Below are 13,261 nucleotides of genomic sequence, written 5' to 3'. Positions count from 1 at the left end.
TTCCATGTCCGATCTCGCCGAGTCTGCGGTAGCGGTTCACCCACTTTGAGGCACAGGCCCGGGAGATCCCCATCTCAGCGGCGACGTGAGCAATGGGGCGCGTTCGGCAGCGCTCGACGAGGCGGCGGCGCCCTTCAACGGACAACGGTGCGTTGCGGTGAGTCACGCGGCTCACCGCGCTTGTGGGGAGGCGGGGCCCGTGGTGGCCTCCTTCGGCCGTGATACGTGGGCGACGAGGAAGAGCAGCACGCCACAGGTGGCGACCAGGATCCAGCCCGGGCGGGACGCGTGTGCGAGCCCCGTCGGGCTGGTGGCCGTGGCCAGGCCGCCGGCGAGAGCGATGCCGAGCGCGGAGCCGAGTTGCCGTGCGGTGGAGGTGATCGCCCCGGCCACGCCGGCACGGGCGGGTGGCAGTCCATTGACCGCGGTGTTGGTGATCGGGGCGTTGGCGAAGCCGAACCCGACGCCGATGAGCGAGTATGCGGCCAGAAGCAGGAGCACGCTCGTGTGTGGAGTGAGCCGGACCAGGCAGAGCCCGCCGGCCGTGATGAAACCGCCGGCAAGGAGCAGCGGCAGCGGCGGTCCCTTGCGGCCGACCATGCGGCCGGACCAGGGGGCGCAGACGGTCGCTCCGACGGCCAGGGGCAAGGTCGCCACTCCGGCGGCCAGCGGCGTCCATTCGCGGGTGTGCTGCAGGTAGAGGGTGTTCAGCAGCAGTGTCATGGTCAGAGCGACGAAGACCGCCACCGCGCCCACGACGGCACCGCTGAAGACCGGGCTCCTGAAGATCCGCGGATCCATCAGCGGCTCACGTCGGCGGGACTCGACCCACACGAATCCGGCTGTCGCCACAGCAGCCCCTGCGTATCCCGCCAGCGCCGCAGGCGACGTCCAGCCGATGCGAGGCCCTTCGATCAGGACGCCGACCACGACCGCGAGGACCACGGTCAGCAGGACCTGGCCGGGCAGGTCGAGGCGCCGGGCCCGCGGTGCCCGGGACTCCGGCACGAACACCGCACTGAGCAGCAGAGCGGCCGCGATGACCGGTGCGTTGATCCAGAACAGCGCCCGCCAGCCGAGCCCCGCGAGCAGCGCACCGCCCGTGACGGGACCAGCGGCCATGCTCAGCCCGAACACTGACGCCCAGATGCCGATCGCCTGCGCCCGTTCCTTCGGGTCCGGCATCGCGTTCACCACGATCGCGAGCGCCACGGGGCTGAGCATCGAGGCACCGATGCCCTGCAGGGCGCGGGCCGCGATGAGTACGCCCGCCGACGGGGCGAGCGCGCAGACCAGCGAGGCCGCGCCGAACGCGGCCAGCCCGCACTGGAACACCCGGCGGCGTCCGAAGCGATCCGCCAGTGCGCCGGAGGAGATCAGGAGACTGGCCAGGACGAGGGTGTAGGCGTCCACGATCCATTCGAGACCGCGCGTGTCGACATCCAGGCCGCGCCCGATGGCAGGCAGACCCACATTGACGATGGTGGTGTCCAGGCCCACCAGGAACATGCTCAGGCAGCAGACGGCCAGTACCGTCCAGCGTCTACGTGCACTCAGCATGGGTGGAACAGGGTGTGTCGTCGCGGTCACGGTCTACCTCTGATGTCCGGGAACAGTGCCCGGCAAGGCTCAGCCCACACGACAGCCGCAGCCCATCAATTTTGCGAACACTGCAAAAATGAATCCATGAACACAGGAGCCAGGGATGCGGAGCTGGAACAGATTCTCGATGGCATCGGGCCCCGGCTACGCATGCTGCGCCGGGAACGGGGACTCACGCTCGAGGCACTCGCGGCCACGACCGGGATCTCGGTCAGCACACTGTCCCGAGTGGAATCGGGCAAACGGCGCCCGACTCTGGACCTGCTCATCCCGCTGGCACGGGCCCACCACGTCGCACTCGACCAACTGGTGGCGGCGCCCGCCAGCGGTGACCCTCGGGTGCACCTCCGGCCCCTGCACAAGGAGCGCGGCAGCGTCCTCGTACCCCTGACGCAGTACCCGGGCCGAGTGCAGGTCTTCAAGCAGGTACTGGCCCCCCGCCAGCCGGAACTGGTCACCCACGAGGGCTACGAATGGCTCTATGTCCTCGCCGGTCGGCTACGCCTCATCCTCGGCGCGCAGGACTTCACGCTGCGGCCCGGCGAAGTAGCCGAGTTCGACACCACCGAGCCCCACTGGTTCGGCCCCGCGGACACGAGCACCGTGGAGATCCTGCACCTGTTCGGTCCACGGGGAGACCAAGCCATCGTCCGCGCCAGACCGTCCACAACGGATCCCGCCCCGCCGACCGCCCCAAACCCACCGTCAACAACGTCATGACCCGCAACAACTAGCAGGCGTAGAGGTGGTAGACGTCGTCCCAGTCAGCCGTCCAGTCGCTGTACGGAGCCACTGGGGTCGTATAGATCGGGTTCCAGTTGAAGTCATACATCTTTACCCGCTTGGTGCCCTGCTTGAGGTCGTTGACCCACCAACCTTCTCCCCGCAGGTTGACATCGTGCCATCCGCAACCGTAGTTGTTCGGCACAGGGTCGTTGTTCTGGCCTGCGCAGAAGTAGCCTGCCCAGCACCCTGCGGGGAGCGCGGCGCCAGCTGTCTCGCCGCCGGAGGCAGCGACTGCGTTGGGAAGTGAACTGGCGAGCAAGGGGTCTGATGCACGATCGGGTGACATCTGAACAGGCTTGCCTTGTCGGGCGGGTGGAAAGGATGTCGCTGTGCCCAAGCCTTATCCGGAAGAGTTCCGCCAGGACGTCGTGCGGGTCGCGAGGAACCGCGGCCCGGGTGTGACGGTGGAGCAGGTGGCCACCGACTTCGGGGTCCACCCGATGCCGTTGTGGAAGTGGTTGCGCCGGGCGGATGTCGACGACGGGACCAAGCCCGGGGTGACCAGCCAGGAGAGCGCGGAGCTGCGGGAAGCACGTCGGCGGATCAAGCTGCTGGAGCAGGAGAACGAGGTCCTGCGCCGGGCTGCGGCCTATCTGTCGCAGGAGCATCTGCCGGGAAAAGGATCTACCCGCTCGTGAAAGAGCTGGCCGTGGACGGGGTGCCCGTCACGGTGACGTGCCGGGTGCTCAAGCTCGCCAGACAGCCCTACTACCGCTGGCTGGGCAAGCCGGTTGCCGACGCCGTGCTGGAGGAGGCATATCGGGCGAACGCGCTGTTCGACGCCCACCGCGACGACCCGGAGTTCGGCTACCGGCTCCTGGCCGATGAAGCCCGTGGTGCCGGGGCCGGCATGGCCGAGCGCACCGCGTGGCGGATCTGCCGGGACAACCGCTGGTGGAGTGTCTTCGGGAAGAAGCGTGGCCGGGGCAAGCAGGCCGGTCCGCCGGTGCACGACGATCTCGTGAGCCGCAACTTCACCGCGACCGGCCCGAACCGGCTGTGGCTCGCCGACATCACCGAACACGCCACCGGCCAAGGCAAGCTGTACCTCTGCGCGATCAAGGACGTCTTCAGCAACAGGATCGTGGGCAACTCCATCGATGCGCGGATGAAGTCCCGCCTCGCCGTAGCCGCCCTGGACAACGCCGTGGCCCGGCGTGAACACGTCGCCGGGTGCATCCTGCACAGCGATCGCGGATCGCAGTTCCGGTCCCGGAAGTTCGTCCGAGCCCTCGACCACCACCGGATGGCCGGATCGATAGGGAGAGCCGGGGCGGCCGGCGACAACGCGGCCATGGAGTCCTTCTTCAGCTTGCTGCAGAAGAACGCCCTCGACCGCCGGACCTGGTCCACCCGTGAAGAACTGCGGATCGCGATCGTGTCCTGGATCGAGAGGACCTACCACCGGCGTCGCAGACAAGTCGCACTCGGCCGGTTGACACCCGTCGAATTCGAGACCGTCATGACCACACCGGCCCTCCAGGCCGCGTGACCGAACCTGTCACCCGAACCTGCATCAGACCCCACAGCGCTCGACCGGCTTGGGGTTCGGCCTGGTTTCGGCGGTCCCTTGCTGGTCGCGGCCGCCGGCCCGGTCGTCGACGTGAGCATGTCCAACGCGGTGTCGCTGCTGCTGTGCTCGGTGGTGCTGGCGCGGACCTGGCGCGACACGGACTGGCGAAGCGTGCTGACCCTGGCGCTTCCCGCTGTCGCCGTCATTCCGCTCGGCGCGCTCGTGGTCCGCGCAGCGCCCGAGGGACCACTGCCCATCCTCGTCGGCACCATGGTGGTCCTCGCGGTCAGCGCCGCCGCGCTCGCCGGACAGCGCAGGCTGTTGCGGGGGACAACGGGCGCGATCGCTGCCGGAGCGCTGTCGGGATTCATGAGCGTCACCGCGGGCGTCGGCGGGCCCATGGTGTCGGTGTACGCACTGTCGGAGCAGTGGACGCGCCGCGCGCTCATCCCGACCCGCAGCTTACCTGCTCATGGTGAACGTGGCGTCCCTCGTCTCCAAAGGCCTCCCGTCGGTGTCTGGTTCGGCTGGGCATGCAGCGGCATGGCACTCGTGATCGGCGCGGTGGCGGGGGAGTGGTTGGACAGACGGATCGCACCCGACACGGGACGCAGGCTGATCGTGGTGATCGCCCTGGCCGGTGGTGTCGCCGCCGCGTGGTCCGTGGCGTCCTGGCGCTGGTGTGACGCCAACCCGAACGATGAGTGGCGATATAGCCGACGCGACCGGTCAGGGTGCCATCGCATCCGAGTGTTGTCGTACGGGGGTCCCGCCAGCAGGGCCCCATTTCACACCCGCCCTTGCAGCTGCGGCGGCGCAGCACGACCATGCCCGCCGGCCGGGGATCGATTTGTTCCTCGCAGCTACGAACAACTACCGTCATCGAGGACGGTCACTATGCCCCAACCCACTGTGCAGTGCACTCCCTGCGGACACACCCCTGATGGGGAGCCGGTCGAACGCTGGATTCTGACCTCCGCCAGCGGCGTGCGCGCCAACGTTCTCACCTACGGTGCCATCCTCCACACGCTGGATGTCCTCGACTCCTCAAGCTGCCTGGGGCCCGTCGTCCTTGGTACTGCAACGGCCGTTTACGCGTCGTCCCCGCCAGGTGCAGGCGCCGTCGCGCCACGAGGTCGCCCAGGCGTGCCGGGGCCTCGCTCATGCGCCCGGCACCGGACCTCGGAGCACAGGAAACCCGATACAGTACGGTCTTGGGTATGAGCAGGACGAACAGTACACCCGGCCGCCAGCGCCCCGGTGCCTCCTACGGACCCGCCCGCGACACCGCGCGCGACGCGAGCATCATCGAAGCCGTCCTCGACCTGCTCGCCGAACACGGCTACGCCGACCTGACCATGGCCGCCGTCGCCGCACGCGCCGGCGTCGCCAAGGCCACCGTCTACCGCCGCTGGGCCTCGCGCGAAGACCTGGTCGCCGACGCCCTGGAAACGCTGCTGCTGCAAGGTCAGCCCGACGCCGGAGAGAGCGCGGCCACCTTGCGCGAGGATTTGGTCGCCACCCTGATCGGGACCACCGCCTGTGGAGAACCCCGGGGCCGCCGCTTCGCCACCGTACTCGCGGCCACCGCCCCCGCCCACCCGCAGATCGCCGCAACGCTCCGTGAGCGCTACGTCGCCGCCCAGCGCTCCGGCATCGCGGCCTGCCTGCACCGTGCCCAGGCCCGCGGGGAGCTGTCCCTCGAGCGCGTCGAGCACCTGCTCGCCGCCGACCGTCTGGAGATCGCCTCCGCCATCGCCCTGATGCTGGTTCACGATTCCCTCTTCGGCGCTCCTCTCGACGCCGACGGAGTCGCCCGTCTGGTCGACCAGGTGCTCCTGCCTCTCCTCGCGGGTCCCGGCGCCTGACTCACACCCTGCACCGCGGCGCCCCGGCCTGTGGCCGGGGCGCCGCGCATTTCCCCCTCCCGGTGTGCCGGTCCTCACCCTCACAACTCGATACCCGGAAGACTCGATACTATACAGTCTCTAGTTGTGGGGTCGGAAACCGCGCCTCACACGCACCAGCACCCGAGGAGAATCGCATGACCACCACCGTCACCGTTCTGGTCACCGGCGCGGCAGGCGACCAGGGAGTCGCCGCCACCCGCCACCTGCGCGCCGCCGGCCACGCCGTCCGCGCGGTCGACGCCGTCGCCCCCGACTCCCCCCGCGCCGCCTACCTCACAAGGCTCGGCGTCGAGTACCGGCAGGGCGACCTCGCCGACGACTCCTTCGTCGCCGACGCCGTCTCCGGCGCCGACGTCGTCTTCGCCGTCCCCGTCGGCCCCATCGGCGACGAGATCCTCAAGTTCACCCTCGGTGCCAAGCTCATCGAGGCCGCCGAACGCGCCGACGTGAGCCTGTTCCTCCAGACCAGCGTCGCCGCCCTGGAACGCCACCTGCTGGCCGGCGACTACGGCACCGGCCACACCTACGACGCCTACGCCGTCGCCCGCCTCCACCTGGAAGCCCGCCTGCGCAACTCCTCCCTGAACCGCTGGACCGTCCTGCGGCCGGTGCTGCTCATGGAGAACTTCCTCCCGCCCAAGAGCATCCGGATGTTCCCCTGGCTCACCGAAGGCCGCATCGACTCCACCTACGCACCCGACCAGCCCCAGCAGCTCGTTTCCGTGGTCGATGTCGCCCGCTACGCAGTCGCGGCCATCGCCCAGCCCGACCGCTTCCACCGCCACGTCATCGAACTCAACGGCGACGAGATCACCATGGACGCCATCGCCGACGCCATCGGCAGGGCGACCGGCACCACCGTCACCTACAGCCACCTCCCACTGGAGCAGGCCCTCAAGGACGGCGTCGTCACCGGCGTCGCCCACTCCCAGGAATGGGCCGCCCAGGTCGGCTACGCGGCACCCGCCCCCAGCAGCCTCTACCGACAGTGGGGCATCACCCCCACCTCCTTCGAGGACTGGAGCCGCGCCCACGCGGACACTTTCAACAACCCCCGCTGACCCGGCCAGGTGCCCGCCCGACCAAAGGCGGGCACCTGAACAGTTCCAACCCGGCCCGCCGGTGGGTACCGCTCGACCGCCGCAACGTACAAGGACGGCGGGGCGGACGAGAGGCACCACCCGGGCGTGCGGAAGCCGGGACACGCCCCCGCTCCCGCAAATACGCGGAGCCGGGTGTGGCGATGGATCTGGGTTTGGTGATGTCGAGTGGGCTGACGGTGAGGGCGGCGGGCCGCGGGCGAGGGCCTCCCAGCCGGCGAGCAGATCCGCCTGGACCACGTCCGGGTAGTCGAGCGCTGCCATCTCGGAGATATCCGCCCCGGCGGCGAAGGCGCGTTCCGAACCGGTGATCACGATCGCCCCGATCGCGTGGGTGAGTTCGCGCATGACCGTCAGGCTGAGAGCGTTGAGTGCCTTCGGGCGATTCAGTCGGATAAACCCAACTGTGCCGTCGGGGGTGATGGTTTCGATCGTCTCGTAATGGTTCATATCCTTATGTCCGCTCTCTCGTATTCGCCGTGACCATGGCGGGAGTTGGGGGTGCGGTGCGACGGTGACGCGCCGCGCGTGGCGTGTTCACCTGCTCACCGGGTAAGAGCGATCTTCCCGGCCGTCTTGCCGTGTTCCATTGCCCGGAAAGCCTCCTTCGCGTCTGCCATCGGTGCCTCAAGACCGATCTCCGGGACGATGCCGGCGTTTGTCACGAAGGTGAGGAGGTCGAGGAGTTCCTGGCGGGTGCCCATGGTCGATCCCTCGACTCGAACTTCCCTCGCTGACAGCTGTGGACCCGGCTCATGTCTGGAATGACACAAGTACCGCTGAAGTCGGGAAAGTTAGCGATTCAAGAGTCACGAAGACTCCGCTTGGCTGGTCCGCATGGCCAGCTGCTGCTTCAACCCGCATTGCGTCTTTCGGATTCGATGTCTTCACGGGGACGCCCCTACGTGAATTTGTACGTGCTTGCGGCATTTGGTTCACCCAAAGTGCCTGATCCACAAGACACTCGGCTCTTCGACACGCCGCGAATGGCCCGGCTCCTCCTCCTGGCCGGGGACCTGCATGGTGGTCTCCACCAGGCGCACAGGACGTCAGCTGTGACCGTGGAGGACCGTTCGGATGAGGCCGCGTGCGTAGTCCTCCATGGAGAGGTTCGCGGCTGTTGCCTGCTGCATCAGTAACGCGTGTTCCGGCTCTTCCAGTGGGACGCGCAGAAGGCGGGCCCGGATGAGGCGGAGGGTCTGAGGGGTGTGGAGCTGGCCCAGGTGCTCGGTCAGTAGTCCGGCGAGGAGTTCGGGCACGGGCGGGTGGTGATGGCCCCGGGTGCTCGCTTCATGGTCGTTGACAGCGGGGGCGGAACGGTCGACATCACCGCCTACCAGAACGACCAGGACGGCAAGATGATCGAGATCGGGCGGTCCCTGGGCGACCGCCTCGGCTCGGACTTCCTCAACCGCCGCGTCGAGAGCGAATACCTCCTCGACGCCTTCGGCAAGGACGTCATGGCAGACATCCGCGAGGCGTGCCCCGATGCCCTGCTGCACATGATCGACCAGTGGGAACGCGCCAAGGTCGCGGTGAGGCTCGACCAGGAGGATAACGTCAACCTCCTCATCCCCACCGGGATCGACCGGAGGATGGGGGCAGCGGGCCGACGCCGGCTGGCCCGCCGCCAGAACAAGGTCGATGACGCCATCGTCCTCGCCCCTGCCCAGCTGCACGCGCTCTTCGACACCGTCGTCCCGGGCACTCTCGACCTCGTCGAGGCGCAGCTGAACGAGATGGAATCCGCTCAGAGCGACCCCGACGTCCCCAACCCGACGTCCCCAATGTGATCGTCCTTGCTGGCGGCTTCAGCAACTCGCCGTACTCCCAGCAGGCCATCAAGGAACGCTTCGCGACCCGGGCCACCATCGTTGTGCCGCCGAACCCCGACATCGCTGTCCTGGCCGGTGCCGTCCACTTCTGCTACGACCCTCAGACCCGCGCCCGCCGCAGCCGGTTCACCTACGGCATCGACACCGCCATGCGCTTTGAAGAGGGCATCGACCCTGAATCGTCCCGGGTGAGCACAGCGGACGGGGATAGGTGCGTGGACCGGTTCAACGTCTTCGCCACAGCCGGACAGTCAGTGCCGACGGACGCCGAGGTCTGCCACGTGATCTTGCCCTTGTTCGACGACCAGAAGGAGATCGCGTTCGGCGTCTTCGCCACCCGGAACACCGAGCCCCGATACGTCACCGACGACGGCTGCGATCGATTGGCAGAGGTCACCATCGACCTCGGCCCGGTCATGCGCTTCGACCGGAAAGAGCGCGGAGTACGCACCTTCATGAAGTTCGGCGAGACCGAGATCAAGGTCCGCTCCGAACTGGTGCAAGGAGGCGGCGAAGCCGCCACACAGGTCCGCTTCCACTCCAACTACTTGAGCTGTACCGAGATTTGTGGAGTCCCTGATGCCAGGGTTACGGTCCTGGCGAAGGAGAACCACCAGCACCATGCCAGCACCGTGTAAATACCCCGACGAGCTCCGTGAGCGCGCGGTCCGCGAGGTCCGCTCCACCGGCCGGCCGATCGCCCATGTCGCGAAGGACCTGGGCATCCACAAGGAGGCCCTGCGTGGCGGGGTCCGCCAAGCTGAGGCGGATGCCGGAGAACGCGACGACCGGCTGACCACGGCGGAGCACGAGGAGTTGAGGCAACTTCGCAAAGAAATAGCGGAGTTGAGGCGCGCGAACGAGATCCTCAAAGCAGCGAGTGCGCTTTTTGCCCAGGAGCTCGACCGTCCCCGGACGAAGCCGACCAGGTGATCGACAGTCTGGAAGAGGACGGCTTCGGGGTCGGGCCCGTATGCCGGGTGCTCGGCTGGTCCGAGTCCGCCTACTACGCTCGCAAGAAGCGGCCGAAGTCCGCGCGCCGGCTCCGTGACGAGCAGTTCATGCCACTGATCCAGCAGGTTCACGCCGACTCGGGCGGCACCTATGGGGCCCGGCGCATCACCCGCGCGCTGCGACGCAGGGGCGTCGTCGTAGCCCGCTGCACTGTCGAGCGGCTGATGGGCGAGCTGGGTCTGGAGGGTGTGATCCGTGGGCAGCGGCGGCGGACCACCGTGCCGGAGCCGTCGGCACCCCGCCCCGCCGGACCTGGTCGACCGCAACTTCACCGCCTCGCGCCCGGATCAGCTGTGGGTGGCGGACATGAGGTATGTACGTACCTGGTCGGGCTGGGCGTACGTGGCGTTCGTCCTGGACGTGTACTCGCGGATGATCGTCGGCTGGCAGGTCGCGCACCACATACGGACAGAACTGCCCCTGGACGCCCTGGAAATGGCGTTGTGGAGACGGAGGATCAAGAAGGACTCCGGTCTCATTCATCACAGCGACCGCGGGTCGCAATACGTATCAATTCGGTATACCGATCGACTCGCCGATATCGGGGCTTCGGCCTCGGTCGGCTCGGTCGCGGACAGCTATGACAACGCGATGGCCGAGGCCCTGAACGGCACCTTCAAGGCCGAGCTGATCGAGATGCAGGGCCCTTGGAGGGACGTGGACCAGGTCGAGCGGGCGATCTTCCAGTGGGTCACGTGGTACAACGAGGAACGGCTCCACTCCGCCCTCGGCTATGTACCGCCCGCCGAGTACGAACGCGACTGGTGGCGACAACAGGAAGCCACCCCGCAGTCCGCCTGAAACAAGATCACCGGACTCTACGGAATTCGGGGCAGCTCAAGGTGACCAGCGTGGCGTCGAGGTCCAGAACCAGGCCGGAAAGTTCTCGTCCGCCGGCCCGGGCAGCAGGTATGCCCTCGCCGGTCTCGGCGGCCTGCATCCAGGCGACTTCCCGGGCTGAGGCGCGGGCGGCTCGCAGCGAAGCGAGTGCAGCCTCGTCGGTGTCGGCGAGCAACCGCCAAGCGGTGGGTGTGGAGGCGACCGGGCCGACCACCCCTGCCTGGTCCCGCAGCACGGCCAGATCCGCGATCGCCTCACCACCGTCGGCGAGCATCACCGCCAGGTCGGTGGCGACCCGGCCCGGATCATGCCCGGTCCCACGCGGCCGAAGCGACCTGAGAGCGGCGGAGTACGCGGCGGTCAGCCCGGTGGCCTCGGCGAGATCCGCCAGCAACCGTGCCCCGGCATGCCCCACCACCCCCGAACCATCGGCACTGACATGGACCCTGGGACGCAACCCGATACCCTGCACGTAGAAAGTGCCCTCCGCCTGGACCAACAGAACCCCTCAGCAAGGTTCATCGTCCCAGGTCAGGAAGGCACTTTCGCGTTTCCGCCCCAAAGCCAGCCGTACCCAAGCGAAACGGCGAGGCTAGTTGGGGGTTTAGAGACTTCCCAATGCCGTTGTCAAGCCGCTGCGACAGCCGCAGGTGCCTCTTGGTAGCACGTTCCGTCGCGGATCATGGCCCATAGGACGTTGACTCGTCGGCGGGCGAGGGACAGCAGGGCCTGCTGGTGGTTCTTGCCTTCCTTGCGCTTGCGTTCGTAGTACGTCCGCGAGGCCGGACAGACCCTGAGGCTGGCCAGTGAGGAGAGGTAGAAGGCTCTCAGGAGCCCACGGTGGAAACGGCTGGGTCGACGCATGTTGCCGTTGACGCGGCCGGAGTCGCGTGGAACAGGTGCCAGGCCGGCGAAGGTGGCCAGGCGGTCGGCGGTGCCGAAGGGCGCCAGGTCACCGCCGGTGGCGGCGATGAACTCAGCACCGAGCCGGGGCCCCATGCCGGGCAGGTTGTTGATCACCTCTGCGTGCTGGTGCTGGTGAAACCGGGCCTCGATGAGGGCGTCGACTTCGGCGATCTCCGTGTTGAGGGCAATCACCCCCTTCGCCAGGCGGGCCACGAGGCTCCCGGCCACCTTCTCACCGGGCAGGGCGGTGTGCTGGGCCTGGGCCGCTTCGACCGCTGTCCGGGCCAGTTCGGCGGCGCCTCTGACCTTGCGATTCTTCAACCAGGTCTCGATGCGCTTGGCGCCGGTGCGGCGGATCGCCGCCGGAGCCTGATAGCCGGTCAGCAGCATGACCGGCCCATGGTTGGTCAAGGTCAGGGCGCGTTCGAGTGCGGGGAAGATCTCCAGCAGCTGGGCCCGGAGCCGGTTGATCTGCCGGGTGCGGTCGCAGACCAGATCGGTGCGGCGGGCGATGAGGAGCCGCAAGTCAACGGCCACCTCGTCACCGGGCCGCAGGATGCCGAGGTCGCGGCGCATCCGGGCCTGGTCGGCGATGACGTGTGCGTCCTTCGCGTCGGTCTTGCCCTGGCCCCGGTAGGCGGCGGAGGCGTGGTGCACGGCCAGGCCCGGCAGATAGACCATCGGCTGGCCGTGGTCGAGCAGCAGACCGATGACCAAGGCGGCGCCGCCGCGGTTAATGTCGACTGCCCAGAGCACGTCCTCGGAGAGGGACAGGACAGCGATGATCAGCTCCAGGAGCTGGGATTCGTCGTTGAGGACCCGCCGGGAGAGGAGTCGCTCGCCCTTCTCGTCGATCACCACGCAGTGGTGATGTTCCTTGCCGATGTCTAACCCGGCCCAGATCTCGGGCACGGTCACCTCCGCCAGCTCGTCGTCACGTTCACCCTGCAGACGACCTCGCCGGCACTGTCCTACGAAGCGATGGAGTCGCGTATCCCAATCAGCGGTCGAGTCGTCGCGGGCTCCGGGCGGCCAAGTTTCTGAAGCCATCCGACGGCGACACGCACTGAGCCATACCCGGAGCCCCGGGCCCACCGATCCTACGAATGACCGGCCCGAGCCCGCCCCTGAAACGTAGGACACGCACTGATCGGCTTCACGGGACTGTCCGTGCCCGAGTTCCTGCCGGAGGTGATGCCCGCCGTGGCGATCAGCTGGCGGATCGGCTCACAGTTCTGGGGCCAGGGATACGCGTGACGCGACGGTACGGACACCCAGGCGACGGATGTTGTCTTCCTGTCGCTGACCTGTGCTTTCACGGAACTGCGGCCAGAGCCAAAAACGCGGATCCTCATCATTGGCCGGCGTGGAAGATGTGGATGGTGCTGCGCGGGGTGCAGACCATGCACAGGTGGCAGCCCGCTCAGACCGGGGCGCCCTTCACTCTACATCGGCATGCCTTCGACTCGTAGACCTGCCGGCGGACTGGAACGGGGCATCAGCCGCCGCTCCAGTCCCCGATCCTGCTCAGCCGGCGTTCATGGCATCTGTCAGGCTCTTGGGGCGCATGTCGGTCCAGGTCTTCTCGATGAAGTCGAGGCATGCCTGACGCGCCGCCTCTCCGAAGGCCAGCTCCCACCCGTCCGGCACGTCGACGAAGGTGGGCCAGAGCGAGAACTGACCCTCCTCGTTCTTCAGAACGAGGTAGTTGGCGTCCTGGTCCTCAAAAGGAAGTTCGTCATCATTCATTCCTAT

The 13,261-nt window shown here is 67.8% G+C and carries 13 protein-coding genes and 5 pseudogenes; 9 read left to right on the top strand and 9 right to left on the bottom strand.

Annotation, left to right across the window (positions count from 1 at the left end; translation table 11 throughout):
- Window positions 1-7: 7 nt before the first annotated feature.
- Together HUT19_RS00785 and HUT19_RS00780 are read right to left on the bottom strand one after the other, a co-directional pair.
- Window positions 8-166 (bottom strand): annotated as a pseudogene (locus tag HUT19_RS00785) (leucine zipper domain-containing protein); the annotation flags it as partial.
- 5 nt (window positions 167-171) lie between these two features.
- Window positions 172-1,560, bottom strand: coding sequence for an MFS transporter (locus HUT19_RS00780; protein ID WP_176178590.1), 1,389 nt, complete (start codon window positions 1,558-1,560; stop codon window positions 172-174).
- Window positions 1,561-1,686: 126 nt separating this feature from the next.
- Between HUT19_RS00780 and HUT19_RS00775 the strand changes: the two genes are divergently transcribed.
- Entirely contained in the window at window positions 1,687-2,322 is a 636-nt protein-coding gene (locus HUT19_RS00775) for a helix-turn-helix domain-containing protein (protein WP_176178589.1), read from the top strand.
- A 10-nt stretch (window positions 2,323-2,332) separates the two neighbouring features.
- Here the strand turns inward: HUT19_RS00775 and HUT19_RS00770 are convergent, their stop codons facing one another.
- A complete protein-coding gene (locus HUT19_RS00770; RefSeq protein ID WP_176178588.1) occupies window positions 2,333-2,674 on the bottom strand; it encodes a hypothetical protein in 342 nt (113 codons plus the stop codon).
- 43 nt (window positions 2,675-2,717) lie between these two features.
- On the opposite strand from HUT19_RS00770, the gene HUT19_RS00765 reads away from it, so the two are divergent.
- The 4 genes from HUT19_RS00765 (at window position 2,718) to HUT19_RS00750 (ending at window position 6,872) form a co-directional block, all read left to right on the top strand.
- A protein-coding gene (locus HUT19_RS00765; RefSeq protein ID WP_176178587.1) for an IS3 family transposase occupies window positions 2,718-3,880 on the top strand; the annotation gives its coding sequence in 2 pieces (ribosomal slippage) (window positions 2,718-3,002 and window positions 3,005-3,880; 1,161 coding nt in all).
- 78 nt (window positions 3,881-3,958) lie between these two features.
- Window positions 3,959-5,125, top strand: coding sequence for a sulfite exporter TauE/SafE family protein (locus HUT19_RS44145; RefSeq protein WP_176178586.1), 1,167 nt, complete (start codon window positions 3,959-3,961; stop codon window positions 5,123-5,125).
- A complete protein-coding gene (locus HUT19_RS00755) occupies window positions 5,122-5,769 on the top strand; it encodes a TetR-like C-terminal domain-containing protein (protein WP_176178585.1) in 648 nt (215 codons plus the stop codon). Before HUT19_RS44145 ends, HUT19_RS00755 begins: the two co-directional genes overlap by 4 nt.
- Window positions 5,770-5,945: 176 nt before the next feature.
- Window positions 5,946-6,872 (top strand): SDR family oxidoreductase, encoded by a 927-nt coding sequence (locus HUT19_RS00750; RefSeq protein ID WP_176178584.1) that lies wholly within the window; start codon window positions 5,946-5,948, stop codon window positions 6,870-6,872.
- Between the two features lie 240 nt (window positions 6,873-7,112).
- Here the strand turns inward: HUT19_RS00750 and HUT19_RS00745 are convergent.
- The 3 genes and pseudogenes from HUT19_RS00745 to HUT19_RS00735 all read right to left on the bottom strand — a co-directional run.
- Window positions 7,113-7,361: pseudogene (locus HUT19_RS00745) on the bottom strand (enoyl-CoA hydratase-related protein); the annotation flags it as partial.
- A gap of 95 nt (window positions 7,362-7,456) precedes the next feature.
- A complete protein-coding gene (locus HUT19_RS00740) occupies window positions 7,457-7,684 on the bottom strand; it encodes a zinc-binding dehydrogenase (protein ID WP_368661671.1) in 228 nt (75 codons plus the stop codon).
- Between the two features lie 276 nt (window positions 7,685-7,960).
- Complete coding sequence (locus HUT19_RS00735; RefSeq protein ID WP_176178582.1) at window positions 7,961-8,170, bottom strand: hypothetical protein; 210 nt, start codon at window positions 8,168-8,170, stop codon at window positions 7,961-7,963.
- Between the two features lie 33 nt (window positions 8,171-8,203).
- Between HUT19_RS00735 and HUT19_RS00730 the strand changes: the two genes are divergently transcribed.
- The 3 genes and pseudogenes from HUT19_RS00730 to HUT19_RS00720 all read left to right on the top strand — a co-directional run bounded on the left by HUT19_RS00730 (window position 8,204) and on the right by HUT19_RS00720 (window position 10,561).
- Entirely contained in the window at window positions 8,204-8,704 is a 501-nt protein-coding gene (locus tag HUT19_RS00730) for a hypothetical protein (RefSeq protein ID WP_176178581.1), read from the top strand.
- Window positions 8,701-9,384: a hypothetical protein gene (locus HUT19_RS00725; protein ID WP_176178580.1), complete on the top strand. Its 684-nt coding sequence runs from the start codon at window positions 8,701-8,703 to the stop codon at window positions 9,382-9,384. The genes HUT19_RS00730 and HUT19_RS00725 overlap by 4 nt, the downstream gene beginning before the upstream one ends.
- Window positions 9,368-10,561 (top strand): annotated as a pseudogene (locus HUT19_RS00720) (IS3 family transposase). The gene HUT19_RS00725 and the pseudogene HUT19_RS00720 overlap by 17 nt, the downstream one beginning before the upstream one ends.
- A gap of 43 nt (window positions 10,562-10,604) precedes the next feature.
- On the opposite strand, the pseudogene HUT19_RS00715 reads toward HUT19_RS00720, so the two are convergent.
- Both HUT19_RS00715 and HUT19_RS00710 read right to left on the bottom strand, forming a co-directional pair.
- Window positions 10,605-11,072 (bottom strand): annotated as a pseudogene (locus HUT19_RS00715) (transposase); the annotation flags it as partial.
- A gap of 155 nt (window positions 11,073-11,227) precedes the next feature.
- Window positions 11,228-12,424: an IS110 family transposase gene (locus tag HUT19_RS00710; protein ID WP_217712216.1), complete on the bottom strand. Its 1,197-nt coding sequence runs from the start codon at window positions 12,422-12,424 to the stop codon at window positions 11,228-11,230.
- 228 nt (window positions 12,425-12,652) lie between these two features.
- On the opposite strand from HUT19_RS00710, the pseudogene HUT19_RS42540 reads away from it, so the two are divergent.
- A pseudogene (locus HUT19_RS42540) lies at window positions 12,653-12,760 on the top strand (GNAT family N-acetyltransferase); the annotation flags it as partial.
- 273 nt (window positions 12,761-13,033) lie between these two features.
- On the opposite strand, the gene HUT19_RS00705 reads toward HUT19_RS42540, so the two are convergent.
- Window positions 13,034-13,255 (bottom strand): MbtH family protein, encoded by a 222-nt coding sequence (locus HUT19_RS00705; protein WP_176178578.1) that lies wholly within the window; start codon window positions 13,253-13,255, stop codon window positions 13,034-13,036.
- Window positions 13,256-13,261 lie beyond the last annotated feature (6 nt).

Source organism: Streptomyces sp. NA02950 (assembly GCF_013364155.1).
Taxonomy (GTDB): domain Bacteria; phylum Actinomycetota; class Actinomycetes; order Streptomycetales; family Streptomycetaceae; genus Streptomyces.
This window is presented reverse-complemented; position numbering and strand designations above follow the sequence as displayed.

Excerpts from the sequence above, each read along its gene's own strand:
- HUT19_RS00780 (WP_176178590.1), bottom strand. The coding sequence starts at position 1,560 with ATGCTGAGTGCACGTAGACGCTGGACGGTACTGGCCGTCTGCTGCCTG.
- HUT19_RS00775 (WP_176178589.1), top strand. The coding sequence starts at position 1,687 with ATGAACACAGGAGCCAGGGATGCGGAGCTGGAACAGATTCTCGATGGC.
- HUT19_RS00770 (WP_176178588.1), bottom strand. The coding sequence starts at position 2,674 with ATGTCACCCGATCGTGCATCAGACCCCTTGCTCGCCAGTTCACTTCCC.
- HUT19_RS00755 (WP_176178585.1), top strand. The coding sequence starts at position 5,122 with ATGAGCAGGACGAACAGTACACCCGGCCGCCAGCGCCCCGGTGCCTCC.
- HUT19_RS00750 (WP_176178584.1), top strand. The coding sequence starts at position 5,946 with ATGACCACCACCGTCACCGTTCTGGTCACCGGCGCGGCAGGCGACCAG.
- HUT19_RS00730 (WP_176178581.1), top strand. The coding sequence starts at position 8,204 with ATGGTCGTTGACAGCGGGGGCGGAACGGTCGACATCACCGCCTACCAG.
- HUT19_RS00705 (WP_176178578.1), bottom strand. The coding sequence starts at position 13,255 with ATGAATGATGACGAACTTCCTTTTGAGGACCAGGACGCCAACTACCTC.